Source organism: Stenotrophomonas maltophilia group sp. Smal13 (assembly GCF_030236855.1).
Taxonomy (GTDB): domain Bacteria; phylum Pseudomonadota; class Gammaproteobacteria; order Xanthomonadales; family Xanthomonadaceae; genus Stenotrophomonas; species Stenotrophomonas maltophilia_A.
The window spans coordinates 1-22,568 of record NZ_JASJSQ010000080.1 but is presented as its reverse complement, the minus strand read 5'-3'; the positions used below and the strand labels follow the sequence as shown (position 1 = coordinate 22,568).

Sequence of the window (22,568 nt, the reverse complement as noted above, 5' to 3'; positions counted from 1 at the left end):
GCTAGTATCCGCAGATGCATGCTTGACGGTCCCTCCACCCTGGCTCCTACATACCTCGTAGGAGCCGGGAGGAACATACAAGCAAGCTCGACGCTACAAGGTCACCGCCCGCGCAGGAAGAACGACACCGGCACCATCACTTCCACCGGGTCGCCGGCCACTTCGGCCGGCGGCGCCGGTACCGGGTTGGCCCGCTGCACGGTGTCCAGCGTCTCCTGGTCGAGCAGCGCGAAGCCACTGCTGCGGCCCAGTTTCAACCCCGAGACCGCGCCATCGCGGGCAACCGCAAAGCGCACGTAGACCACACCCTGCTGGCGCAGCCGCTCGGCCTGGCGCGGATAGCGGCGGTGTTTCTGCAGGTGCCCGAGCAGGCGTCCTTCCCAGGTCGCCTCGGCACGACTGCGCTCACCCGCCGTGGTCTGCGGTGCGGTGTAGCGTGTGGCCGCATCAGCCGCCACCTGCGGCGGTGCGCTGGTCTGCGCCACATTGGCGTCAGCGGTGTCCGGCGACGGCGTCGGCTCCGGTGTACGCGGCGGTGGCAGCTCACCCTGCGGCTGCACCGGCGCCTTTGGTTGTTCACGCACGGCTGGCGTCGGCGCCTGCCGCTGCTGTTGCTGCTGCAGCGGCCCAGTCGCGACCTCGCGCGGCGGCACCGGCGGTGCCTGTGCCATCGGTGCCAGCTCCAGCATCAGCGCCGCAGGTGGTGCTGTTGCCGCCTGCTCCGTTGCGCGGGCCACCCACCAGCAGGCCGCGCCGATCAGCAGCGCGTGCACCAACAGCACGATCGCCAGGCTGGTCGCCCAGCGCCGCAGTCCACTCATCGTGCGCCCTGCTCCAGGCCAACCAGCGCCACCTTCAGGTAGCCCGCCGCACGCAGCGCATCCAGCGTTGCCATCAGTTCGCCGTAGGGCACGTGGGTATCGGCACGCAGGAAGATGCGCTGCGCGGTATCGCCGTGGGTCGCCGCCTGCAATGCAGCGGCCAGCCCGTCGCGCGCTACGGCCTGTTCACCAACGCGCAGCGACAGATCGGCCTGCACGGTCACATACACCGGTGCCTGTTCCGGCGGCGTGGCGCTGGCGCTGCTGGCCGGCAGCTGCACCGGCACCGACACGGTGGCCAGCGGTGCGGCCACCATGAAGATGATCAGCAGCACCAGCATCACGTCGATGAAGGGCGTGACATTGATCTCGTGTGCTTCTTCCGGCACATCATCGCGGTCGGACGCGGTCCTGATCGCCATCGACGCGCCTCAGTGCACCGCACGCAGCGGCGCGGCTGCGGTACGCGGAACGGCACGATCGAGATCGCGCGAGACCAGTTGCTGCACAGCCGCGGACAGATCGCCGAGCAGACCCCGCAGGCCGGCCAGCACGCGGCTGAAGTGGTTGTAGACCAGCACGGCGGGAATCGCTGCGACCAGACCCAGCGCGGTCGCCAGCAGAGCCTCGGCGATGCCGGGCGCAACCACCGCTAGGTTGGTGGTGTTGCTCTGGGCGATGCCGATGAAGCTGTTCATGATGCCCCACACCGTACCGAACAGGCCGACGAACGGCGCCACCGCGCCGATGCTGGCGAGCACGCCGATGCCGCGTCGCTGCACGCGCGCGGTTTCCAGTTCAATGCGGTCCAGGCGCGAGGCCACGCGCTCCTTGATGCCGTCGCGGCTATCCAGTTCCTGCGACAGGCGCAGTTCGGTGCGCGCTGCGTCCAGCATGGCGAGTGCGGTGCCCTGCTGCAGGCTGGCCTCCACGCTCCCGCCGGGCAGGCTCGGCGCCTGCAGCAGCAGCGCGCGCGCTGCACGCAGCTGCCGGCCCTGCCGGGCCAGCTCCCACCCCTTGGCCAGCAGCACGGTCCAGGTGGCCAGCGACGCCAGCGCGAGCGCGATCATCACTGTCTTCACCACCACGTCGGCGGCCAGATACATGCCCCAGGGCGTCAGTGCAGGGGCAGCCACGGGGGCCAGGTCAGCAGGCAGCATCGTCTCGTTTTCCATCAGCATCAGGGGTCGCTACACGGCGGCGTACCGTGCGCGGATCATTGGCGTCGTCCACTTCCACGACCGGGTTGGGCTCCAACCGCGGTGCGGGCCGACTGAGCACGTAGCCGGCGCTGACCGCGAAGAACAGGCCCACGCCCAGCAGCAGCCGCCAGGACGGATGTGCGCCCCAGCAGAACAGCGCGAAGCCCACCGCCATGCCGGCGCTGGCAAACGCCTTGCCCTTGCGCGACACCGCGCCCTGCTCGCGCCACAGCCGCAGTGACGGGCCGTAGCGCGGGTGCGCCAGCAGGCGTTGCTCGAACTTCGGCGAACTGCGCGCGAAGCAGCCCACGGCCAGGATCAGGAAGATGGTGGTCGGCATCACCGGCAGCAGCGCGCCGATCACCCCGAGACCGACCATCAGCCAGCCCAGCGCGAACCAGAGCCAGCGCATCAGCGTTGCGCCGATAGGCGGGAGGCGTGCATCAGGCGAATTCCACTTCGACGTGGCCGTGCACGCTGCGGAAGGCGGCGTCCGCCGCATCGATCACCTGCTGCTCCTGCTCGGCGCTCAGCGGCACCGCATCCAGCGCAGCGGTGAATTCACGCCAGTGGCGCGCCGCGCCATCCGGGTGTGCGGCCAGGTGGCGGGCGCCGAAATCACGATCCAGGCCGAGCTTGGCAGCCATCTTGTACAGAATGGTGCCGCCGAGATTGGAGCCTTCGGCCACATACAGCCACCCCAATGCGGCGGGTAGCTCCAGATCGGACGGCAACGGTGCGATGTCGGCCGCCGGCAGGGTCTGCTCCAGATCCTGCAGGTCGCGCGCCACCTGGGTCAGGCGGCGGCGCTCACCCAGGTCCGGCAGCAGTGCATCCAGCGCAGGGTTGGCATACAGCGCATCGATGCTGCGATGAAAGCGGTACTGCACGCGCAGGAAACGGGCGAAGTTGCTGCGGTCGGCGAAGATGTCGCCGGCCATGATGCGCTTGTCCAGCGCGCCATGGCTGTCGCGGGTGGCGGCCTTGAGCCGCAGGCTGCGGCTGTCTTCAGGGGCGATGTGTGCGTTCATGGGGGATGCCAAGGGGGTCGTCCTGCTGTAGACGTTCGCCATGGGGCTTTCCCCAAGGCCATGTGCACCGATAATGGCGTATCCCTTCTTCCCGCAGGAACCGACGATGATCACCACCGAACCGCGCATGACCAACCTGTTCCTGCAGCTGGGCCTGGACGCCAGCGCCGAGGGCATCGCCCGCTTCATCCGCGAACACCAGCTGGCCACCGATGTGGAAGTGGTCGAAGCGCCGTACTGGAACGATGCCCAGCGCCAGTTCCTGTCCGAGTCGCTGCAGGCCGATGCGGCATGGACCACGGTGGTGGATGAGCTGAACGAGTCGCTGCACGAAGATGCCGTGAAGGCGGCGACCGGGCTGTAACCGGCTGGAGGAAGGCGCCGGGCATGGCCCGGCGCTACCGTTGTCTCTCGCTGGGGTCAGAGCCCTTTCTGCAGGAAAGGGATCCGACCCCGACGATCAATACTTCCAGGTCAGCGCCAGCCTCGCGGTACGGCCCGGGGCCGGCATCACGCCCAGCGCCAGCGGATCCAGGTAGTAGCGGTCGGTGACGTTGTCCACGCCCGCCTCCACCGACAGCTGGTCGTTGAAGCTCCAGCTGGCGAACAGGTCGACCAGGGTGGTCGGCCGGTACAGCTGCTGGATCGCCGACAGGCCCACGTTCCAGTCCTTGTCCAGCTTGCTGATCGGGCCGGCGTTGTGGACCACGCGGGTACCGAAGGTCAGGCGCTCGTCGAACAGGCGCGAGCCCAGGGTCAGGTTGACCATGTAGCGCGGCGGGTTCTGGGTATTGGTGTACGAGCCCTCGAAGCCGCCGTCCACGCAGTTCGGCGTGTTGGCCAGTTCATCGTTCCTGCGCTGTGCACCATAGGCACGGCGCTCGGCTGCGATGTCCGGTGCGCAGGTCTTGGCCTTGAAGTAATAGTGCGCGGACAGATCAGCAAATACCTTGCCGCTGTCATAGCTGGACTGGAACTCCATGCCCGAGACCTTGAACTGGTCGACGTTGCGGATCAGGCCGGCCGAGAGCGTGCGGTAGTCACGGGTGATCAGGTCGTCGATGCGGGTATCGAAATACGCCAGCTTCAGCGCCAGGCGGTCGCCGGCAGTGAACAGATCGTAGCGGATGGTGCTGGCACCGATTTCCCAGCTGCGCGCACGCTCCGGCTTCAGTTCGCCGACCGGCTTGGCGGCGGTGAACAGCCCCAGCGTGGTCTCGAACAGGCTCGGCAGCTTGGTGCCTTCGGCATACTTCACGTAGACCATGGTGTCTTCGCTGAAGCGGTAGGCCACGCTGGCGGTCGGCGAGAACGCGGTGTCACGACGGCGGATCGGCTGCGACCAGGTCCAGCTGACCGGCACCTCCAGGTCCTGCGCCTTGCCGGCGTCGTAGAAGTTCCAGCCACCGATGTCGCCCACCGTACCCTTCTTGTACGGTGAAGCCAGCAGCGACTCCTGGGTGAAATTGCCGTTGGCGTCCGGATACCAGTTCAGCAGCGCGATGCGCTTGGCCCGCCACGACGGCAGCGCCGGGTTGCCATTGAGCAGCTCGGTGTAGCGGTACTGGCCCTGCACCTCGTAGGCATCGGGCGTGGCCAGGCGGTTGCGGTCATGCACATCCACGCGGTTCCAGCGGCCGCCGGCCAGCAGTTCCCAATGCTCATCGGGCTGCCACTTCAGCGAGGCCACGGCACTGTATTCCTTGCGCTCGGCGTTGCGCAGGAAGCGGTTGTTGATCAGGTCATCGTGCATGACCGGCCCCGAACTGCCCGGTGCAATGTCCTCATCGCTGTAGGACAGGCCGTAGTCGAGGGTGAATGCACCGGCGTGGGTATCGAACTTCGAGGTGTTGCTGGCATCCAGGCCGAAGCGCTTCTGCCGCAGCGGATTGCGGTAGGCATCCTTGTAACCGGGGTCGCCACTGAAGCTGGGCGCGTCGTACCACTCGGTGCGGCGATCGAAGTACCAGGGGGTGATGCCGGTCAGGCTGTTGTACATCACGCTGTCGGTATCGGTGTACGTGGCGTTGACGCGCAGGTCGACCAGCTCGCTGTCCGGGTTGAAGCGATAGCGCAGGGTGTAGCTGTCCATGTCGACGTGGCCCGGGTCCCATTGCGGAATGCGGTCACGATCCACACGGATGATCTGCGAGGCCATGATCTCGCCAGCGGTGCCCTCGTAGCGGCGGTAGCCCGCTTCCAGGGTCTGTGCATCGTCGATGCGCCAGGTGCCCTTGAGCAGCGCCGACTTCGAGCGCGCCGAGGTATTGAAGACCTCGGTACGCGGCGGATTCAGCGGCGCCAGCGTGCGCCGGGTCTGCGGGAAGTCATCGTAGCCATGCTTGCCGGAGAAGTAGTTGCCGTTGTCGCGGTAGGCGTAGGCGGCAACCAGATCGAAGCGATCCCAGTGTCCCGCAGCGGCCACGTTGAAGAACTGGCTGCCGGTGGCACTGCGGTCGGTACGCGGCGCGGCGCTGTAGGACGGCAGGTTGTTGGCGCTGTTGTTGGCCAGGCCGCCACGCACGCGCACGCCGAAGTCCCGGCCTTCGCGCAGCACGTCACCGATCTTCAGCGTCTCCATCTCGACCACGCCGCCGATGCCACCGGAGGCGTTGGCCTGCAGGCTCGGGCCCTTGGTGATGGTCAGGCTGGAGATCAGGTCCGGGTCGAGGTAGGTGCGCTGCGACTGGCCGGCATAACCACGGTAGGTATCCATGCTGGACTGGCCACCGTCGATGATCACCGGCACGCGGCCCTGGCCCTGGATGCCACGGATGTTGACGTCGAAGCCGTTGCCCACGCGCGGATCACCGGCGGTGACGCCAGCCACGCCCTTGACGATGTCGCCGTTGGACGTACCGCGGAATCGCTCCAGGTGCGTGCGGTTGAGCGTGGTGGTGGAGCCGACGCTGCGATAGCCGTCGAGCAGGCGCGCCTCGTCGCTGGTTGCGCCGCTGTCGATACGGTCGCCGGCCACGCTCAGCGTATCGGTGACGATCACACCGCTGTCGGCCTGCGCCGACGCTGCCGCTTCCAGGGTCACCGCATCGGCACTGACCCGGCGCACCGCCAGGCCACTGCCCTGCAGCAGGTGCTGCAAAGCCTCGCTGGCCGACAGGCTGCCGCTGACCGCACGCGAGGTCACACCCCGGGCCAGGGTGGCCGGGTACACGACCTGCACGCCGGACTGGCGCATGTAGCTGCGCAGCGCCTCGTCCAGTGGCTGCGCGGGGATATCGAAGCGCTGCACGGCAGCGTGGTCACCGCTGGCATCCTGCGCGAGTACGGAGGGCGCGGCGCTGGCCAGGCCGGCCGCCAGCAGGGCGATGCACAGGCGGGACGGGCGCGGCATGCGGCCCGGACGATGGAGATCGAACATGGGGGAACCTGTCAGGTAATCGGTGCCGCGGGCGCGGCGACATCCGCAACACGGGCGGACACGGCGACGTACTGGCGGCGGCGGGTACGTTCGCGGAGTAAGACGGATGAAAGCGTGGCAACCCCAAGAGCGATTTGCGGCCGCGGCAGGTGCCGACCGTGGGTCGGCTGGTTGCTGCGGTGGGTGCCAACCATTGGTCGGCTGCTTGCAGTGGTGGGTGCCGACCGTTGGTCGGCACAGGGACGGTCATCCACGCATGGCGTGGATCTACTGCACGATGGCGACGCCGAATGGAAGACGAGTAACCCGAAGACCTGCTGTTGCCGCCAACGCATCCAGCGCCTGCTCCGGGCGATCGATGCGCAATGCTGCACTGACGGCCGGCAGCTGCGACAAATCGCCACGCACGAAGGTCGGGCCAGCGCGATAGCGCCCGACCCATTGCACGGCCTCGGCGACGCTGGCCTGCTCCAGCAGCAGTTCACCCTGCCGCCACGCGCCGACACTGTCGGCCGCCACATCCTGCAGACGCGTCACGCCACTGCGCTCGCCATAGACCGCACGCTGTCCCACCTGCAGGTAGGTCCAGCCACCGTCGGCCGGGCTGGCCACGCGCACCCTGCCCTGTCCGACCTGGGTTTCCACCTGATCGTTGTCGCGTGCGACGGAGAACGCGGTCGAGATGTCCTCGACCACACCATTGCCCGCGCGCACGCTGAAACGCCGCTGGGCATCCGGGCTGACCTCGAACCAGGCGCGCCCGCGCAACAGCTCGATCCGGCGTGCATCGGCATCAAACCGCACGGCGATCGCGCTGTCCGCATCCAGCACGGCACGACTGCCATCGGGCAGTTGCACGTTCTGCACGACATGCGTACTGCGATGGTCGGCCTGCAGCCGCAACCAGGCCTCCGGCCATGCCACCAGCATCGCCAGCGCAGCTGCAGCGGCCATTGCCCAGCGCAGCCGCCGCGGGCGCCGGCGTTCGGCCGGCCGGGCCTGCGGGCGTGGTCCTACACTGCGCCACAGCGCGCGCTCGTACTCGAAGGCGCGGCGGTGCCCCGGTTGTTCCAGCCAGTGCTCGAACTCGTGCATGCGCCCCTCGCCGATGTCACCCGAGGCCAGCCACGCGATCCAGCCCCGGGCCTGTTCGGCCAGGGCATCGTCATTGGCGGCGGGCAGCGTGTTCGGCGGGCTCATCGGCTGGCGGACAGGCGCATTCAAGCGCGGGCGGAGGAACTAGACCGCATCCACGGTCCAGTGATCAAGACGTTTCAGCGAGGGCCAACCCCAAGCCGGGGCGATCATCGGCCGCTGCGCGCCCAGGCCAGGCGTTGCAGCGCGGTGCGCACATGGTTCTCGACGGTAGTCACCGACACACCCAGACGGCGTGCGATCTCGGCCTGGGTCAGGCCCTGCAGGCGGTTGAGCCGGAAGATGGTGCGGGTCGGCTCCGGCAGGTGCCCCGCCGCGTCGAGCACCCGCTGCAGCTCGTCCTGTGCCATCGCCTGCTCTTCGGTCGAGATCACCTCGTCCGGCCCCCACAGGTAGTGGTCGGCCAGCAGACGGTTGCGCCGGGTCGATTCGCGGCCATGGTCGGTGGCCAGGTTGGCGGCCAGCCGGTACAGATAGGCGCGCGGGTTGTCGATGGCCTGGCTGTCATCGACGCCACGTGCCTTGAACCACACCGCCTGGATCACGTCTTCGGCGCCGTTGTCGCCCCCCAGGATGCGTTGCACCCGGCGCAGCAGCGCGGGCCGCTCGCGGATCAGCAGTTCGGTGAGGGAGGCGGCATTGGAGGACATGCGCGGAACCGGGACGACAGACGGAAGGCGCCGCGCATGCTACTCCGTTAATGAGAATCAGTCACGTTCTCATCAATGGATGCACCCGGTCAGCCCGTCATAGACGCTCTGCGAGGTCCCCGGCAACGGGTCATGCAGGGGATTGCCCGCGGCCAGCGCGGCATGGAAGGCTTCCACCGGCGTTCCCGCCACCAGCGGCAGGCGGCACAGCCAGGTCGGTTGCCGGGCCACGATCGCGCCATCGTTGCGGGACACCTCCAGATCGCTGGCGGCGAATGCCCACAGGCACTCATGGATGGTTCCCCGCACCGCATCCACCGAACAGCGCAGGCGCAGCGCCCGGATGTCGCTGTATTCGCCCTCGCAGAAGGTGTCGCCACAGATCGCGTCGAAGCCATGCTGCAAACGGCCTTCCAGAGCAAAAAAGCGGTCCCAGTTGGCCTCCTGGTGCGGGTAGTCGATCAGGTCGACATAAGGGGACGCCTGGGCCAAAGGCGCAACCAGCAGCATGCAGGTCAGGCCAAACGGCAGGGCAGACACGTTCATGGGCAGACTCCTTGGGAAGATTGGTCCAGCCTGCGCTCCCATGCCGGCCGCCCCCATCAGCCAATCCCGGCCTGCCAGGTAGGCCCGCGCCCCACAGCGCCGTCGGCCCCTCCCTCTGCACAGCGCCCGGCAAAGGCATAAAATGGGGGGCTATCCGTCTATATCCCCCACCTGGAGCACGACCATGGGTCTGGAACTCGTCTCGCCCGGCAAGAACCCGCCGGAAGAAATCAACGTCATCATCGAGATCCCGAAGGACTCGGAGCCGGTGAAGTACGAAGTGGACAAGGAAACCGGCGCGATCTTCGTCGACCGTATCCTGTCCACCCCGATGCGCTACCCCTGCAACTACGGCTACGTGCCGAGCACCCTGTGCGGCGACGGCGATCCGGCCGACGTGCTGGTGGGGCTGACGCAGCCGGGGGCTCCGGGCTCGGTCGTGCGCTGCCGTCCGGTCGGCGTGCTGAAGATGAGCGATGAGGCGGGCAGCGACGAGAAGATCCTGGCCGTGCCGGTGTCGAAGATCTTCAGTGGCTATGCCCACGTCGAAGACATCGCCCAGGTGTCCAGCCACTGGCTGGAGCGCATCGGCCACTTCTTCGAGCACTACAAGGACCTGGAGAAGGGCAAGTGGGTCAAGCTGGACGGTTGGGGCGGCGCCGCTGAGGCCAAGCAGATCCTGATCGAGGCGCACCAGCGCCATCTCGACAGCAAGGCCTGAGCCTGAACCGGATCGCTCCGGCGGCACCCCGCCGGAGCGATGCGGGTCACGTTTCATGACGACGGCACATCACACGTGCCGCCGTATTAGGTAAATTGCGTCACTTCACACGTCGTCGACATCCATCGTCGAGACAGCCAGGGGAATGTGTCGTGCGTATTCTGCTTGTTGGGGATGCAGCCAGCCTGCCGGCCGAGCTGACCGAATTCATTGCCGATCTTGGGGAAGACTGGCAGCCGCTGACCGCCACCGATGGCCAGACCGCGATGACTGCGGTGGCCACGCAGGGCGTGGATGCGGTGATCGTCTGCCCGCAGCTGCCGGATCTCAATGCCACCACGCTGCTGGGCCAGATCCGGACCTTGCGCCCGGAAACCATCCGCATCGCGCTGATCGATGCCCAGCACGGCAACCGGCCGCCGCCGGCACGCCTGATCGGTGTCGCTCACCGTTTCCTGCCGTTGCCACTGGCACCGGAAGTGCTGCTGGAAGCGCTGACCAGCCTGGAAGAGCTGCGCGAAGTACTGGACAGCCCACGCCTGCGCGATGCCATCGGCCGTATCGAGAAGCTGCCCTCGCCGCCGCACCTGTACCTGAGCCTGACCCAGGCGCTGGAGCATGACGACGACGCCGACAGCGCCGACGTCGCCAAGCTGGTGGCGGCCGACCCGGCCATTGCCGCGAAGGTGCTGCAGCTGTCGAACTCGGCGTTCTTCAGCCAGGGACGCACCATCGCTGACCTGCGCACGGCCGTGACCCGCCTGGGCCTGTCGACGCTGCGCGACCTGGTTCTGGCCAGCGAGGTGTTTTCCACACCCACGCTGTCCACCGCCGAACGCAATTCGCTGCAGCAGCGCGCCCTGCTCGCCTCGCGCCTGGCCGCGCGCCTGCTGCCCGAATCCAGTGCCGAACTGGGCGCGACCGCCGCCCTGCTGGCCGACATCGGCCTGCTGCTGCCCGGCGTACGCAACGAGCGCAGCGAACCGTCGCTGGCCGGTGACACCCGCCCCGGCCATGCCGAGGCCGGCGCCTACCTGCTGGGCCTGTGGGGCCTGCCGATGCCGATCATCGAAGCGGTTGCCTTCCACCTGCAGCCGCAGCGCGCCAATACGCGCAGCTTCTGGGTGACCGGTGCGGTGCATGTGGCGCTGGCGCTGGTCAACGGCGATCCGGTGGATGAGGACTACCTGCAGCGCGCAGGTGTACTCAACAGGCTGCCGCAGTGGCGCGAGCATGCCAATGCGTTGATGGGACTGGTGCCCAGCGAGGCCTGAGCTGTCAACGCAGGAACAACCTCGAAGGCGCGCCCAAAGGCGCGCCTTTTTTTGCATCAGCGCGCGCCGCAGGCGTCCTGCACGCAGTGGCGATACTGCAGATCGCACATGACCTTCGAATTGCCTGCAGCCAAGCATTGCTGGCGCAGCTCTTCGCAGTACAGCCCGCCCCCACAGACCCCACCGGTCTGGGCGAACACCGCACCCACCAATGTTGCATAGATCAGTGCAGCAGCAGACAGTTTGTGCAACAGCGTGCTCTTCATCGCTCTCTCCATGTGCAAGTGTCCGCAAGTGGACCCAGCAACTGTGTTGATTACGACACGACAGGAACGTGACTCTGCTCACCTTCCACGACATTTCGGAATTCCCCTACAAAAAAGAGGGCGGACCTTGCGGTCCGCCCTCCCGGTATTGCTATCGCACTTCGAACGATCAGAAGCGCTGGGTGTACTTCATGTACAGGAAGCGACCGACGTCGAAGCCACCGTAGTAGGCGAAGCTCGAGTTCGGCGCCGAGTACTGCAGCGCACCGCGGTGATCGAACACGTTGTTCGCACCCAGGGCGATGGTGGCATCCCACGGAGCCTTCCAGCTGACCTGCACGTCGTGGAAGGTGTTGGAGCCGGTGTGGCGCAGCGGATCCGGCTCACCATTGGCGTAGTGGTTCGGGGCGTCGCACCATGCGTCGTCGATGCAGCTTTCCTTCATGCCCGAGTAGTAACGAGCAGTCCAGTTGACACCGAAGTCACCCAGCTCCCAGTTCACGCCCAGGTTCGAACGGACGCGGAACAGGCCCGGCTCACCAACGCGACCGATGGTGATGTTCTCACCCTTCTTGTTCTGGCCGGCTTCGTCGTACTTGGCCAGGTAGCTGGTCTGCCAGTCGATGCTGAACTTGCCGATCGACAGTTCCGGCAGGCGGTACTTGACACCCAGGTCGTAGCCTTCGGTCTCCATCGAGCCGAGGTTGGCCAGGCCGTAGGTCAGCGCCTCGATATGGCCATCGGCGGCACGGGTGACGCCTTCACAGCGAGCTGCGTTGCCCAGCACGTAGCAGTCACGCAGGATGCGATCAACGCTGTCAGCGATGATCATGTTCTTCAGCTCGTAGCGGTACCAGTCGAGCGAGATGTCCAGGCCCTGCACCCAACGCGGGCTCCAGACCAGGCCAACCGTCTTGCTCTTGGAGGTTTCCGGCTTCAGAGCCGAATTCGAACCGCTGACGAACTGGTCCGGGGTCGCGCACGGGAAGGTGCTGCAAGGCGCGAAGCCCTGGCCGACCTGCACGTAGTTGGCCGGCACGCCGGCCCCGGCGCAGGCAGCATTGCCAGCGACGTTGCCCGGCGAGGTCGAACCGCACGGATCGGTGTAACGCTCGAAGCTCGAGTTGGTGCCGCCGTACAGATCGTCGACGGTCGGCGCGCGGAAGCCTTCGGCGTAGGTACCGCGGACCAGCAGCTCTTCGATCGGGCGCCACACCAGGCCGAACTTCGAGTTGATCGTGTCACCGAAGTTGCTGTAGTCGGAGTAGCGGCTGGCGACGTTGAAGGTCAGTTCCTTGGCAAACGGCAGGTCCGACAGGATCGGCACGTTCAGTTCCAGGTAGAACTCATCCAGCGAGTAGTTGCCCGAGGTGGTGGTCGACGCCAGGCCGGTCGACTGGCCCGACTGACGGAAGGCGTCCGGCACGAAGCGGCCTTCTTCCTTGCGGTGCTCGTAACCCATGGCCACGCCCAGGTCACCGGCCGGCAGCTCGAACAGCGAACCGGACAGGTTGGCGGTGTAGCTGGTGGTCTTGGTCACACCGGTGTCGGTGTAGGTCGGGAACAGGAAGTTCTGCAGATCACGGTCGGCAAGCGAGCCCTGGCCGTTGACGCCATACGGCAGCAGCGGGTTCCACGGACGGCACTGGCTCAGCGGGATCGGCTTGGCAGAAGTACCGCACTGGGCAACACCCTGGCCATTGATGAACGACTGGCCCAGTGCCTGACGCGAGGCGATCAGGCTCATGTCGCCGTAGCCGGTCTTGGTCAGCTCATTGCGGTTCCACAGCGCACCGACGTCCCAATCCCAGGTCTTGCCGGCGAATTCGAAGAAGCCGCTCAGGCTCGGCGCAAAGCGCAGGGTCTTGAGGTCGCTCTTGGTGGTACGCGGCACTTCCCACAGGCGGCGACGGAACTCGACGTCCTGACCGATCGGGTTGAACGCGCTGTCCTTCGACAGCGGGGTACCGAACGACAGCGACTGGTACGGGTAACCCGCGATCTGCTGGTCGGTGGTGCGCTGGTTGTACAGCACGTCAGCATTGAAGGTGATCGAGTCGGCCAGATCGTAGCTGCCGTTGACGTACACGGACTTACGCTCGATGCCGGTCTGCACCATCATCTGCTGGTTGGCATTGGAGTACTCGGCCGGGGTCAGCAGGTGGTAGTCGGCCGCATTCTTCGGGTCACCGCCCGGATTCAGGGTCATCCACTCCGGCTGCGGCTGGCCTGCAGCGCGCGGCTTGCAGTCGCCCCACACGCGCGGGTCGCACCAGGTGCTGTTCTGGCTCAGCGGGCTCCAATCACCGGAGGTGGTGTTCGGGCCCAGGCCGCCGTCGCGGCTGAACCAACGATCCTTCGCCCACACCGGATCCTGCTTGGAGTATTCGGCCGACAGGGTCACGCCGCCACGCTCGCCTTCGGAGCCGAGGGTGAACGAGTAGGTGTTGGTGTCGCCGTCGCCGCGGCCGTACTGGCCGACATAGACGCTGGCTTCAGCACCGTCGAAGCGCTTGCGGGTGATCACATTGACCACGCCAGCGATGGCGTCCGAACCGTAGATGGCGGAGGCGCCATCCTTCAGCACTTCGATGCGCTCGACGGCGGCCATCGGAATCTGGCTCAGATCCTGGTAGCCGGCAGTGGTCGCGCCCAGGCGCTTGCCGTTCATCAGCACCAGGGTGCGCTGCGCGCCCAGGTTGCGCAGGTCGACGTAGTAGCCGCCAACGTTTTCGCCGGAGGACAGCGAGTCCGCACGGGAAATGGCCGGCGAACCTGCCGAGGTCAGGTTCTGCAGGACATCGGCGACGGTGGTGTAGCCCTGCTTTTCCAGGTTCTCACGGCTCAGGGTGAGGACCGGCTGCTGGGTCTCCATCGAGGCGCCGCGGATGCGCGAGCCCGTGATTTCGATGCGATCCAGGGTGGTCGCATCCTTTGCTTCCTGTGCAGAAGCAAAGGCGGGCGTCAGCGCCAACGCAATGCCAGCCGGCAGAAGGCCCAGCCGCACTGCGGGATTACGAACGTTCATCTATCTCTCCAAGGTACGTGTTAGCAGCGTGTTAAAACACCCCAGCACGTTACGATTGCGTTGCAGCGCTGTATTTGCGCGAACCAACCGGAGACTTTGCAGATTGTGGCGGCAGCAAGCCGCCGTTCTCCCTGAAGCGCGATGCGGACTGGCCGTAGCGGGCGCGGAACGCACGCGCGAAGCTGCAGCAGTTGTCGAAGCCACTGGCTGCAGCAACTTCGCCGACCATCATGTCGGTGTCACGCAGCAGGTCGGCAGCGCGCTCAAGGCGCAGCCGCGCCGAAAGCGACTGCGGGCTTTCCTCGTACAGGCTCTGGAAGGTCTTGGAGAGATACCAGCTGGAGAAGTTGGTCAGCTCGGCCAGTTCACCGATGCGCACCACGCGGTGGCTGTTGCCTTCCAGGTACAGGCGGGCGCGCTGCATACGGCCGAACACCTGGCGCTTGCGGCTGCGCGAGCGCCCCGGGCAACGCTGCACGTTGTCGGCCAGCCCACGCTGCAGGCCCGCCAGGTGCAGCAGCAGCGGGCGCAGTGCCTGTGCCGGCTGGCCACTGGCAAGCGCATCGCGCCACAGGCGCAGCGCAACGCGGGCATCGCCACGGTTCATGCGGCCACGCCCGGCATACAGACCGCAATCGGCCATCTCGGCCAGCACGCGCAGCGCTTCGACCGTCAGGTTCAGGCCAACGCACAAGCCGTTGCGACCGGCCTGCACCAGCGGCCGCGACTCCTTCTCGAAGGCGATCCACTCGCCCTGGCGCAAGCGGAAGCGTCCTTCCTTGGCTTCCACCCAGGAGCTGCCGCGCACCTGCATCCACACAGTGAAGCTGCTGCCTGCGGTCTGCAGGCTGCCGAGCCGGGCCACGCCCAGGCAGGTCGGCGCAGCATCGTCGAGCGACCGGTCCAGAGAGACGGTTTGGCCGCGATCGGCCAGCGAGAGTTGACGCATGGGGGCACCACGGATTTGCCTAGTACAGGCCTCCGTTTTGCCAAATCAGGCGGCACCACGTCAGGAAAGTCAGACGAGATCGCCACGAATTCGCGGCGAGGTCGCCACGAAGAAATTACGAAGGCCCATTTCCGTTGAACAACAACAACTTGGAGAACGCCGGAAGCAGCGTCGGCGAGCGCTCGGGCAAACGCATCACACCGATGTCGGCACCGTCGCTGACCGCCATTGCCACGAACAGCGTGCGCCCATCGGCGCCGGCACTCAGCCCGTTGCCGGCACTGAGGCGTTCCGCATCCAGGCAGCGTTCCGGTTCCTCGCGCCCGGCCTGGATCAGCACCAGTGTCGTACCGCAGCGGGTGGACGTACCGAGATAGCCGATCGCACTGTTGCCGGCCACGGTCCAGGCCCGGTACCGCCACCGGCTGGGCTGGTCATCGCTGATCTGCTGCACGCTGCCTGGCGCCAGCGCCGCATCCACCGACCACAGGCCACCTGCCGCCAGGCGGGTGAACAGCACACGCCCGCTGCTGCGATCGAACCGCGCCTGAGACACGCCCTCGATGCTGGCAAGGCGGCGCCAAGGCTGCACGCTTCGATCAAACAGGCTCAGCCGGGTCTGTTGCTGGTCATCGCGCTCGACTACCAGCAGCTGGTCCGGGTTTGCGCCGTACAGTGCCTGCAGCGGCTGCTCCGACGGTACCGGCAACGGCTGGACGCGTTCGTCACGTGGGGCGATCTCATAGACCACCGTGCGTCCGTGTTCGTCGCGCCCGACCACCAGCAACCGCCGGCTGTCGGCCGACCAGTCCGGTGCCTGACGTGCCTCAGGCCGCAATCCTTCGATAGGCCGCAGCGAATCGGGGCGCTCCATGTCCGCCCACCACAGCGCGAAGCTGCCTGAACGATCGGACGTGAACACCAGTTGGCGTCCATCCGGCGCCGCCATCGGCTGCCCATCTCGGCCGCTGGACGCAAACAAGCGCTGCGGGGGTGAACCGCCCTCCATCGGCACCTTGAAGATGCCGAACTGCGCGCGGCGGTGAACGAAGGCCAGCATGCCCGCGCGGCGCGCCGTCGCCGGCCATTGTGCGTCGTCGAGCCCGGCGTCGCGCAGCGTGCGGCTCTCGACGTCCAGGTAGTACAGGCGCACCTCACTGTCGACCCGGCGTCCAAACACGATCGTCCGGCCATCACGCAACCAGGCCCAGCCACGCAGTTCAGCGGCCTCGTTGGTCAGCTGCTCGGGCGTGCCACCCGCGGCCGGCATGCGCCACAGGTCGCCCAGCTGCGGATTGCGCACGAATACCAGCCACTTGCCATCAGGCGAGTAGCGCGGCGCATAGTCGAAGTCATCCTCGGCGACACCGTAGTCCAGCGCCTCCCATTGGCCACTGGCCAGATCAAGCTTGCGGATGCCGCGATGGGCATAGCGCCCCACCATGCTGCCGAACACCAGACCACGGCCGTCCGGCGTCCAGTCGAAACTGAGCAGCTCGGTGCCATCGCACCGTGTGGCCTGGCGCAGGGCACCACCGGTCGCGCTGGCGATCAGCACCTGGCAACCGCCGTTGTTGCTGAACCGCGCGAAGGCGATCTCGCGTCCATCCGGCGACCAGCTCGGGAAGCGATCGACCGAGCCGGCCGGCGGAGCCAGCAGCTGCCGTGCAGGCGCGTTGCCGGAGGTCTGCACCTTGATCGCGCCACCGCCCTGCCCGTCTTCGTTGGCGCCCTCATAGGCCACCAATGAACCATCGGGTGAAAGCGTGGGATAGGTTTCAAAGCCGCTGGTCGCGGTGATCAACCGATAGGGACGCTGCGGGCTGCCGATCACGCGCGTGCCGTTCTCCACGGCCGCGTCCACAGCTGAACTGCTGGCCGGTGCCCGCCGCAGCAGCAGCGCGGTCAGCACCACCACCGTGGCCAGCATCAGCACGCCCAGCACCAGCAGTACGCGCCGGCGGACGTGGCGCCAGCGGCGGCGCGATGCCTGCACGTGTGGCGGCATCATCTCGGCGATGGCCATCGCCGGTTGCATGTCCACGATTTCGTCATCGGCTCCCGCCGGCGGCGCCGGCTCGACATCGTCCAGTACCTGCACCGGCACCAGCAGGCGATAGCCGGTCTTGGCGATGGTCTCGATATAGGCCTGGCCGTTGTCGTCGTCGTTGCTGAACGCCTTGCGCAGCTGGGTGACGGCCTGGGTAAGCACATCATTGGTCGGCAGCGTGTCCGGCCAGACTTCCGCGAACAGTTCATCGCGGGTGACAACACGCCCCGGCTGGCGCAGCAGCACACGCAGCACGCCCAGCGCCTTCGGCGTCAGCCGACGCGGGCGACGCGCACCGACGACCTCGACTTCGCGCGAGGACAGAGTGACAGTGCACTCTCCTATCCGGATCCGATCGAATCCGGGGGGCTGGTTTTCACTGCTGTTCATTTTCCGCTACACAGTAGAGACAGGTCCGGGGCAGCGTTTGCCTTCGATACCCTCCCGTCCTGGGAACAGCAAAAAGCCAGACTCCGCACAAAGCATCGGCGCATACCGCAAAAACAATGAAGCGGGCGAATACTAGCCTATGCGGGTTACCTCGCCTATCGCGTGGTCGACATCCAGGCTCTCTCTCGCCGACGCATTCACATAATCTGCAGCACCATTCGCGCCCTGCGGGGCGCGAAATTTTTATCTGGCGTTCATTTTCACATGCGCCGCAGCATGGTCAATCCAACCAGTCGCGAAACCACCAAAGCTACGTACATCACGCCTGAAAACTGCTCCAGCATGACCAAGGCGCGCGCCTGCGGATGCAGTGGCACAACGTCGCTCAAGCCAACACCCGAGAGCAAACTGAAGCTCAGATAAAGAAGCTCCATCCAGGTGCGCTGCGCGCCACCACCGGTGCCCTGGAAACTGCCCGGATACCATTGCTGGCACACGGCGAAAGCAAACGCGAAGGCCCACGCCAGCAACGTGAATGTCGCACCTGCTGCGAACAGTTCATCGCGGGTGACTTTATGGTCCTGGAGCATGTAGGCGATCAGCGCACCGGCCGTATAGAAGTACAGCAGGCTTTCCAGCAGCTGCGCGGTGGTCAGCAGCGCACTGCGATCCAGCAGTGCGCCGGCCAGCGAGAACACCACCGAAGGAATGGCCAGCAGCAGTGCCAGCCAGGTGCCCAGCGGACTGCGCTGGACCACCCACAGCGCCAGGCCGAGTACCGCCATGCCGAACATGCCCAGTGCCGCACGGCCGCCGGCGGTGTCATCAAGTGCGGGATACAGCAGCACCGCGATCAACTGGGCACCCAGCAGCCAGGCCGAAGGATGGCGGCGGGCAATGGCCAGCCAGCGGGTGGTGATGGCAACGGGCATGGCGTCCTTCCCCAGGGTGATGGGCGGAGGATAGCCGGGAGCGACGTGATGAGCGGTAGTGCCGGCCACTGGCCGGCACTCTCCCCCGGTCCCACGCACGACGGAATGCCGGCCAGCGGCCGGCACTACCCGTTACACGTCAGCCCTGGTGATAGACCTCGGCGCCGGCGGCGCGAAACTCCTTCGACTTCTCCTTCATGCCGGCCTCGGCGTAGTCGCGCACGTCCTGGGTGATCTTCATCGAGCAGAAGTGCGGGCCGCACATCGAGCAGAAGTGCGCCAGCTTGTGCGCATCCTTCGGCAGGGTCTCATCATGGAATTCCTTGGCCTTCTCCGGGTCCAGCCCGAGATGGAACTGGTCTTCCCAGCGGAACTCGAAGCGCGCCTTGCTCAGCGCGTTGTCGCGCACCTGCGCGCCGGGGTGTCCCTTGGCCAGGTCGGCCGCATGCGCGGCGATACGGTAGGCCATGATGCCGTCGCGTACGTCCTGGCGGTTGGGCAAGCCGAGGTGTTCCTTCGGCGTCACGTAGCAGAGCATGGCCGTACCAAACCAGCCGATCATTGCCGCACCGATCGCGCTGGTGATGTGGTCGTAGCCCGGTGCGATGTCGGTGGTCAGAGGGCCCAGCGTATAGAACGGCGCTTCGCCACACTCGCGCAGCTGCTTGTCCATGTTCTCCTTGATCAGCTGCATCGGCACGTGGCCGGGGCCTTCGATCATGGTCTGCACGTCGTGCTTCCAGGCGATCTTCGTCAGTTCGCCAAGCGTCTCCAGCTCACCGAACTGCGCCGCGTCGTTGGCATCTGCGATGCAGCCCGGGCGCAGGCCGTCACCCAGCGAGAAGGTCACGTCATAGGCCTTCATGATCTCGCAGATCTCTTCGAAATGCGTGTAGAGGAAATTCTCCTTGTGGTGCGCCAGGCACCACTTGGCCATGATCGAGCCACCACGGCTGACGATGCCGGTGACCCGCTTGGCGGTGAGCGGCACATAGCGCAGCAGCACGCCGGCGTGGATGGTGAAGTAGTCCACGCCCTGCTCGGCCTGCTCGATCAGTGTGTCGCGGAAGATCTCCCAGGTGAGTGCTTCGGCGCGGCCATCGACCTTCTCAAGCGCCTGGTAGATCGGCACGGTACCGATCGCCACCGGCGAGTTGCGGATGATCCACTCGCGGGTCTCATGGATGTGCTTGCCGGTGGACAGGTCCATCACCGTGTCACCGCCCCAGCGGATCGCCCACACCAGCTTCTCCACCTCGTCGGCAATGCCCGAGGACACGGCGCTGTTGCCGATGTTGGCGTTGATCTTGGTCAGGAAATTGCGGCCGATGATCATCGGCTCGCTTTCCGGATGGTTGATGTTGTTGGGCAGCACCGCACGGCCGCGGGCGATTTCGTCGCGCACGAACTCCGGGGTGATGATCTTCTGGATCGACGCGCCGAACGCCTCGCCCGGGTGCTGCTGCAGGAGGCCGGCATCGCGGATCGCGTCCAGCCGCTGGTTCTCGCGGATGGCGACGAATTCCATTTCCGGCGTGATGATGCCGCGGCGCGCGTAGTGCATCTGGGTGACGTTGGCACCTGCACGCGCACGGCGTGGCAGGCTGCGCGCGGGGAAGCGCACCGCATCGAGCTTCGGGTCATGCTCGCGATCGCGACCGAACGAAGAACTCAGTCCTTCCAGCCGCTCGGTATCACCGCGTTCTTCCACCCAGCCGCGACGCAGTGCCGGCAAACCAGCGGACAGATCGATGCGCACCTCCGGATCGGTGTACGGGCCCGACGTGTCGTAAACGGTCACCGGTGCATTCTCTTCGCCGCCGAACAAGGTCGGCGTGCGGGTCAGCGCGATCTCGCGCATCGGCACCTGCAGATCCGGGCGTGAACCGGGCACGTGGATCTTGCGCGAGCCGGGAATGGGCCGGGTCACGGATTCGGAGAGTTGCTGGGCCTGTTGCTGCAGGGCGGAGAGCTGTGCGTTCATCGGGCATCGTCCAGGAAGGTCAGGGACGAAGCGGCGGCGCACTGCTGCCGCGCCCGGACGGTCCTTGGGCGGAGTCCGGGCATGGCTGCACTGCAAAGCTTCCCTACGCCGGTATGAGCCGGATCAGGTTCCAAGGGACTGTCTCAACCGTGGCCACATGGCCGCGGTACCCCCGCTTCTTGGTGTGCATTAGAGCATAGAACGCACTGCAGCTCCTGGTGGTTCCATCCACGCACGGCGTGGATCTGCTGTTTCTGTATTAACAGAACCGTGACATCGCATTCAGTAACGTGCACGCGCATCGTGCCGCTGCGGCCGGTGTTTCCCCGCCGCCTCCGCGGCCCCTGCCCGGTCTGTGCTGCATGTCGCCGGCCCCTCGCAGCAAGCTCTGCTCGCTCCCCTCAATCCCTTGATCGGAGAAGCTCCTTCATGGTGTTTCGCGTTTCCATCGCACTGGTTCTGCTTCTGGTGCTGCTTGCCGGTGTTGCACCCGGCCCCTTCAATACCGTGGTGCAGTCGGTACTGGCCGATGTCATCCGCAGTGTCGGCTGGCTCTATCTTCTGGTCGTGTTCCTGGCACTGACGTTCCTGATGTACCTGGCATTCGGTCGCTTCGGCAACCTGCGCATCGGCGGTGAAGATGCCGAGCCGGAGTTCTCGCGCGCCAGCTGGATGTCGATGTTGTTCGCCGCCGGCATGGGCATCGGCCTGGTGTTCTGGGGCGCCGCCGAGCCGATTTCCCACTTCACCAAGCCTCCAGAAGGCCTCGCACCGCAGAGCATGGACGCGGCGCGGGCTTCGATGCGCTATGCATTCTTCCACTGGGGCCTGCACCCGTGGGCGATCTACGCGCTGATCGGCCTGGCCATGGCCTGGTTCCAGTTCAACCGCAATGGCCGTGGACTGGTCAGTGACATGCTGCAACCGATCATCGGCCGGCACCATCGCGGCTGGATCGGACGCGTGGTCAACATCGCCGCGGTTGTTGCCACTGCCATTGGCGTGGCCACCACGCTGGGCTTCGGCACCATCCAGATCGCTGCCGGCATGGAACGCGTGTTCGGCCTGCACGCGGGTGTGCCACTGCAGCTGACCATCATCGCCATCGCGTTCGTGCTGTACATGGCGTCCACCGCCAGCGGAGTCGAGCGCGGGGTGAAGTGGCTGTCCAACTTCAACCTTGCGCTGGCCGCGCTTCTTGCGGCCACCGTACTGGTGCTGGGTCCGACCGGATTCATCTTCGATACGTTCACCACCACACTGGGGTCGTACCTCAACCAGCTGGTGACGATGAGCCTGCGCATGTCGCCGTTCTCGGGCAGCACATGGGTGGCGGACTGGACCATCTTCTACTGGGCGTGGTGGATTTCCTGGGCCCCGTTCGTCGGCTCGTTCATCGCGCGCATCTCGCGTGGGCGCAGCGTCCGCGAGTTCGTCATCGGCGTCGTGCTGGCACCCACGGTGCTGGGCTTCTTCTGGTTCGCGGTGTTTGGTGGTACTGCGCTGTGGGCGCAGATCTTCGGCCACGCCGACCTGGTGCAGGCGCTGGGCAATGGCTATGAAACGGTGCTGTTCACCCTGTTTGACAGCATGCCGCTGCCCTTGCTGCTTTCCTGCATCGCACTGGTGCTGCTGATGATCTTCTTCGTGACATCAGCCGATTCGGCGGTGCTGGTGCTGGCCAGCATGTCCACTGACGAGGCAGGCGATCCGCCGTTGAAGCGCAAGCTGGCCTGGGGCATCGCGGTGGCGCTGATCGCAGCGGCGTTGCTGCTGGCCGGTGGCCTGGATGCACTGCAGGGCATGATCACGATTGCGGCGTTGCCATTCGCGCTGCTGATGGTGCTGGTGATGGTGTCGCTGTACCGGGTGCTGGACCAGGAGTACACGCGGGAGCGGCGGCAGGCACAGCGCCAGCGGCACATGATCGATGCGTGGATCGCACGGGAGATGGCGGCGCAGGAGGAGACCCAGGCGGAGGCGGCGCGCGCGCACGATCAGGATTGAGGGTGTTTTGCAGCCTGCGGCTGCACCGCTTTTTCAAGCAAGTGCAAATTCAAAAGCCAGGGCAGCTCTGGGTTTCTGCTGGTTGGGCGGGGCGGTGTGGGTAGGCAGGACACGCCGTAAACCCGTCCTGAAGTGACCCCCGAGACTTGGACGGGGTCAGGCGGCCGATTGGGCCTGCTCCCG

The 22,568-nt window shown here is 66.2% G+C and carries 19 protein-coding genes and 1 riboswitch; of the genes, 4 read left to right on the top strand and 15 right to left on the bottom strand.

What is annotated here, in order from left to right; translation table 11 throughout:
• Positions 1-101: 101 nt before the first annotated feature.
• From QRO95_RS20045 to QRO95_RS20025, 5 genes are read right to left on the bottom strand one after another with little or no spacing between them, the layout of a single operon-like run.
• Positions 102-821, bottom strand: coding sequence for an energy transducer TonB (locus QRO95_RS20045; RefSeq protein WP_285303306.1), 720 nt, complete (start codon positions 819-821; stop codon positions 102-104).
• Positions 818-1,243: a TonB system transport protein ExbD gene (gene exbD / locus QRO95_RS20040; RefSeq protein ID WP_285303305.1), complete on the bottom strand. Its 426-nt coding sequence runs from the start codon at positions 1,241-1,243 to the stop codon at positions 818-820. The genes QRO95_RS20045 and exbD overlap by 4 nt, the downstream gene beginning before the upstream one ends.
• A 9-nt stretch (positions 1,244-1,252) precedes the next feature.
• Positions 1,253-1,981, bottom strand: a complete 729-nt coding sequence (exbB, locus tag QRO95_RS20035) for a tonB-system energizer ExbB (RefSeq protein ID WP_285303304.1) — start codon at positions 1,979-1,981, stop codon at positions 1,253-1,255.
• A complete protein-coding gene (locus QRO95_RS20030) occupies positions 1,968-2,435 on the bottom strand; it encodes a YbaN family protein (protein ID WP_285303303.1) in 468 nt (155 codons plus the stop codon). The genes exbB and QRO95_RS20030 overlap by 14 nt, the downstream gene beginning before the upstream one ends.
• 31 nt (positions 2,436-2,466) lie before the next feature.
• Positions 2,467-3,054: a biliverdin-producing heme oxygenase gene (locus QRO95_RS20025; protein WP_101766032.1), complete on the bottom strand. Its 588-nt coding sequence runs from the start codon at positions 3,052-3,054 to the stop codon at positions 2,467-2,469.
• Between the two features lie 106 nt (positions 3,055-3,160).
• Between QRO95_RS20025 and QRO95_RS20020 the strand changes: the two genes are divergently transcribed.
• Positions 3,161-3,418 carry a DUF2789 domain-containing protein gene (locus QRO95_RS20020; RefSeq protein WP_006390068.1) on the top strand — a complete coding sequence of 86 codons (258 nt, stop codon included), beginning with the start codon at positions 3,161-3,163 and terminating at the stop codon, positions 3,416-3,418.
• Between the two features lie 96 nt (positions 3,419-3,514).
• On the opposite strand, the gene QRO95_RS20015 is transcribed toward QRO95_RS20020, so the two are convergent.
• The 4 genes from QRO95_RS20015 to QRO95_RS20000 all read right to left on the bottom strand — a co-directional run bounded on the left by QRO95_RS20015 (position 3,515) and on the right by QRO95_RS20000 (position 8,784).
• On the bottom strand, positions 3,515-6,433 hold the full coding sequence (locus QRO95_RS20015; RefSeq protein ID WP_285303301.1) for a TonB-dependent receptor: 2,919 nt from the start codon (positions 6,431-6,433) through the stop codon (positions 3,515-3,517).
• A gap of 267 nt (positions 6,434-6,700) precedes the next feature.
• Positions 6,701-7,633 (bottom strand): FecR domain-containing protein, encoded by a 933-nt coding sequence (locus tag QRO95_RS20010; protein ID WP_285303300.1) that lies wholly within the window; start codon positions 7,631-7,633, stop codon positions 6,701-6,703.
• Between the two features lie 104 nt (positions 7,634-7,737).
• Positions 7,738-8,238 carry an RNA polymerase sigma factor gene (locus QRO95_RS20005; RefSeq protein WP_014038389.1) on the bottom strand — a complete coding sequence of 167 codons (501 nt, stop codon included), beginning with the start codon at positions 8,236-8,238 and terminating at the stop codon, positions 7,738-7,740.
• A gap of 72 nt (positions 8,239-8,310) precedes the next feature.
• Positions 8,311-8,784, bottom strand: coding sequence for a hypothetical protein (locus QRO95_RS20000; protein ID WP_285303299.1), 474 nt, complete (start codon positions 8,782-8,784; stop codon positions 8,311-8,313).
• 184 nt (positions 8,785-8,968) lie between these two features.
• On the opposite strand from QRO95_RS20000, the gene ppa reads away from it, so the two are divergent.
• Both ppa and QRO95_RS19990 read left to right on the top strand, forming a co-directional pair.
• A complete protein-coding gene (ppa, locus tag QRO95_RS19995) occupies positions 8,969-9,505 on the top strand; it encodes an inorganic diphosphatase (RefSeq protein WP_285303298.1) in 537 nt (178 codons plus the stop codon).
• A gap of 152 nt (positions 9,506-9,657) precedes the next feature.
• The gene (locus QRO95_RS19990) at positions 9,658-10,779 is read left to right on the top strand and encodes an HDOD domain-containing protein (RefSeq protein ID WP_285303297.1); all 1,122 of its coding nucleotides are present in this window, start codon (positions 9,658-9,660) and stop codon (positions 10,777-10,779) included.
• 56 nt (positions 10,780-10,835) lie between these two features.
• Here the strand turns inward: QRO95_RS19990 and QRO95_RS19985 are convergent, their stop codons facing one another.
• From QRO95_RS19985 to thiC, 6 genes are all read right to left on the bottom strand, one after another.
• Positions 10,836-11,045, bottom strand: a complete 210-nt coding sequence (locus QRO95_RS19985) for a hypothetical protein (RefSeq protein WP_032128398.1) — start codon at positions 11,043-11,045, stop codon at positions 10,836-10,838.
• Positions 11,046-11,214: 169 nt separating this feature from the next.
• Positions 11,215-14,073, bottom strand: a complete 2,859-nt coding sequence (locus QRO95_RS19980) for a TonB-dependent receptor (protein WP_032128399.1) — start codon at positions 14,071-14,073, stop codon at positions 11,215-11,217.
• 49 nt (positions 14,074-14,122) lie between these two features.
• On the bottom strand, positions 14,123-15,022 hold the full coding sequence (locus tag QRO95_RS19975) for a helix-turn-helix transcriptional regulator (protein ID WP_032128400.1): 900 nt from the start codon (positions 15,020-15,022) through the stop codon (positions 14,123-14,125).
• A 115-nt stretch (positions 15,023-15,137) separates the two neighbouring features.
• Positions 15,138-17,462, bottom strand: a complete 2,325-nt coding sequence (locus QRO95_RS19970; RefSeq protein WP_107431606.1) for a winged helix-turn-helix domain-containing protein — start codon at positions 17,460-17,462, stop codon at positions 15,138-15,140.
• Between the two features lie 260 nt (positions 17,463-17,722).
• Positions 17,723-18,394 (bottom strand): ion channel, encoded by a 672-nt coding sequence (locus QRO95_RS19965; protein WP_032128402.1) that lies wholly within the window; start codon positions 18,392-18,394, stop codon positions 17,723-17,725.
• Positions 18,395-18,533: 139 nt separating this feature from the next.
• Positions 18,534-20,378 (bottom strand): phosphomethylpyrimidine synthase ThiC, encoded by a 1,845-nt coding sequence (thiC, locus tag QRO95_RS19960; RefSeq protein WP_285303296.1) that lies wholly within the window; start codon positions 20,376-20,378, stop codon positions 18,534-18,536.
• Between the two features lie 82 nt (positions 20,379-20,460).
• Positions 20,461-20,562, bottom strand: a riboswitch (TPP riboswitch).
• A gap of 245 nt (positions 20,563-20,807) precedes the next feature.
• On the opposite strand from thiC, the gene QRO95_RS19955 reads away from it, so the two are divergent.
• Positions 20,808-22,385, top strand: coding sequence for a BCCT family transporter (locus tag QRO95_RS19955; protein ID WP_049400562.1), 1,578 nt, complete (start codon positions 20,808-20,810; stop codon positions 22,383-22,385).
• Positions 22,386-22,568 lie beyond the last annotated feature (183 nt).

Coding starts and splice junctions, on each gene's coding strand:
- QRO95_RS20025 (WP_101766032.1), bottom strand. CDS start 3,054: ATGAACGCACACATCGCCCCTGAAGACAGCCGCAGCCTGCGGCTCAAG.
- QRO95_RS19975 (WP_032128400.1), bottom strand. CDS start 15,022: ATGCGTCAACTCTCGCTGGCCGATCGCGGCCAAACCGTCTCTCTGGAC.
- QRO95_RS20030 (WP_285303303.1), bottom strand. CDS start 2,435: ATGCGCTGGCTCTGGTTCGCGCTGGGCTGGCTGATGGTCGGTCTCGGG.
- QRO95_RS19985 (WP_032128398.1), bottom strand. CDS start 11,045: ATGAAGAGCACGCTGTTGCACAAACTGTCTGCTGCTGCACTGATCTAT.
- QRO95_RS20010 (WP_285303300.1), bottom strand. CDS start 7,633: ATGAGCCCGCCGAACACGCTGCCCGCCGCCAATGACGATGCCCTGGCC.
- QRO95_RS20000 (WP_285303299.1), bottom strand. CDS start 8,784: ATGAACGTGTCTGCCCTGCCGTTTGGCCTGACCTGCATGCTGCTGGTT.
- QRO95_RS20005 (WP_014038389.1), bottom strand. CDS start 8,238: ATGTCCTCCAATGCCGCCTCCCTCACCGAACTGCTGATCCGCGAGCGG.
- exbD (WP_285303305.1), bottom strand. CDS start 1,243: ATGGCGATCAGGACCGCGTCCGACCGCGATGATGTGCCGGAAGAAGCA.
- QRO95_RS19955 (WP_049400562.1), top strand. CDS start 20,808: ATGGTGTTTCGCGTTTCCATCGCACTGGTTCTGCTTCTGGTGCTGCTT.
- QRO95_RS19965 (WP_032128402.1), bottom strand. CDS start 18,394: ATGCCCGTTGCCATCACCACCCGCTGGCTGGCCATTGCCCGCCGCCAT.
- exbB (WP_285303304.1), bottom strand. CDS start 1,981: ATGCTGCCTGCTGACCTGGCCCCCGTGGCTGCCCCTGCACTGACGCCC.
- QRO95_RS19980 (WP_032128399.1), bottom strand. CDS start 14,073: ATGAACGTTCGTAATCCCGCAGTGCGGCTGGGCCTTCTGCCGGCTGGC.
- QRO95_RS20020 (WP_006390068.1), top strand. CDS start 3,161: ATGATCACCACCGAACCGCGCATGACCAACCTGTTCCTGCAGCTGGGC.
- QRO95_RS19970 (WP_107431606.1), bottom strand. CDS start 17,462: ATGAACAGCAGTGAAAACCAGCCCCCCGGATTCGATCGGATCCGGATA.
- ppa (WP_285303298.1), top strand. CDS start 8,969: ATGGGTCTGGAACTCGTCTCGCCCGGCAAGAACCCGCCGGAAGAAATC.
- QRO95_RS20045 (WP_285303306.1), bottom strand. CDS start 821: ATGAGTGGACTGCGGCGCTGGGCGACCAGCCTGGCGATCGTGCTGTTG.
- thiC (WP_285303296.1), bottom strand. CDS start 20,378: ATGAACGCACAGCTCTCCGCCCTGCAGCAACAGGCCCAGCAACTCTCC.
- QRO95_RS20015 (WP_285303301.1), bottom strand. CDS start 6,433: ATGTTCGATCTCCATCGTCCGGGCCGCATGCCGCGCCCGTCCCGCCTG.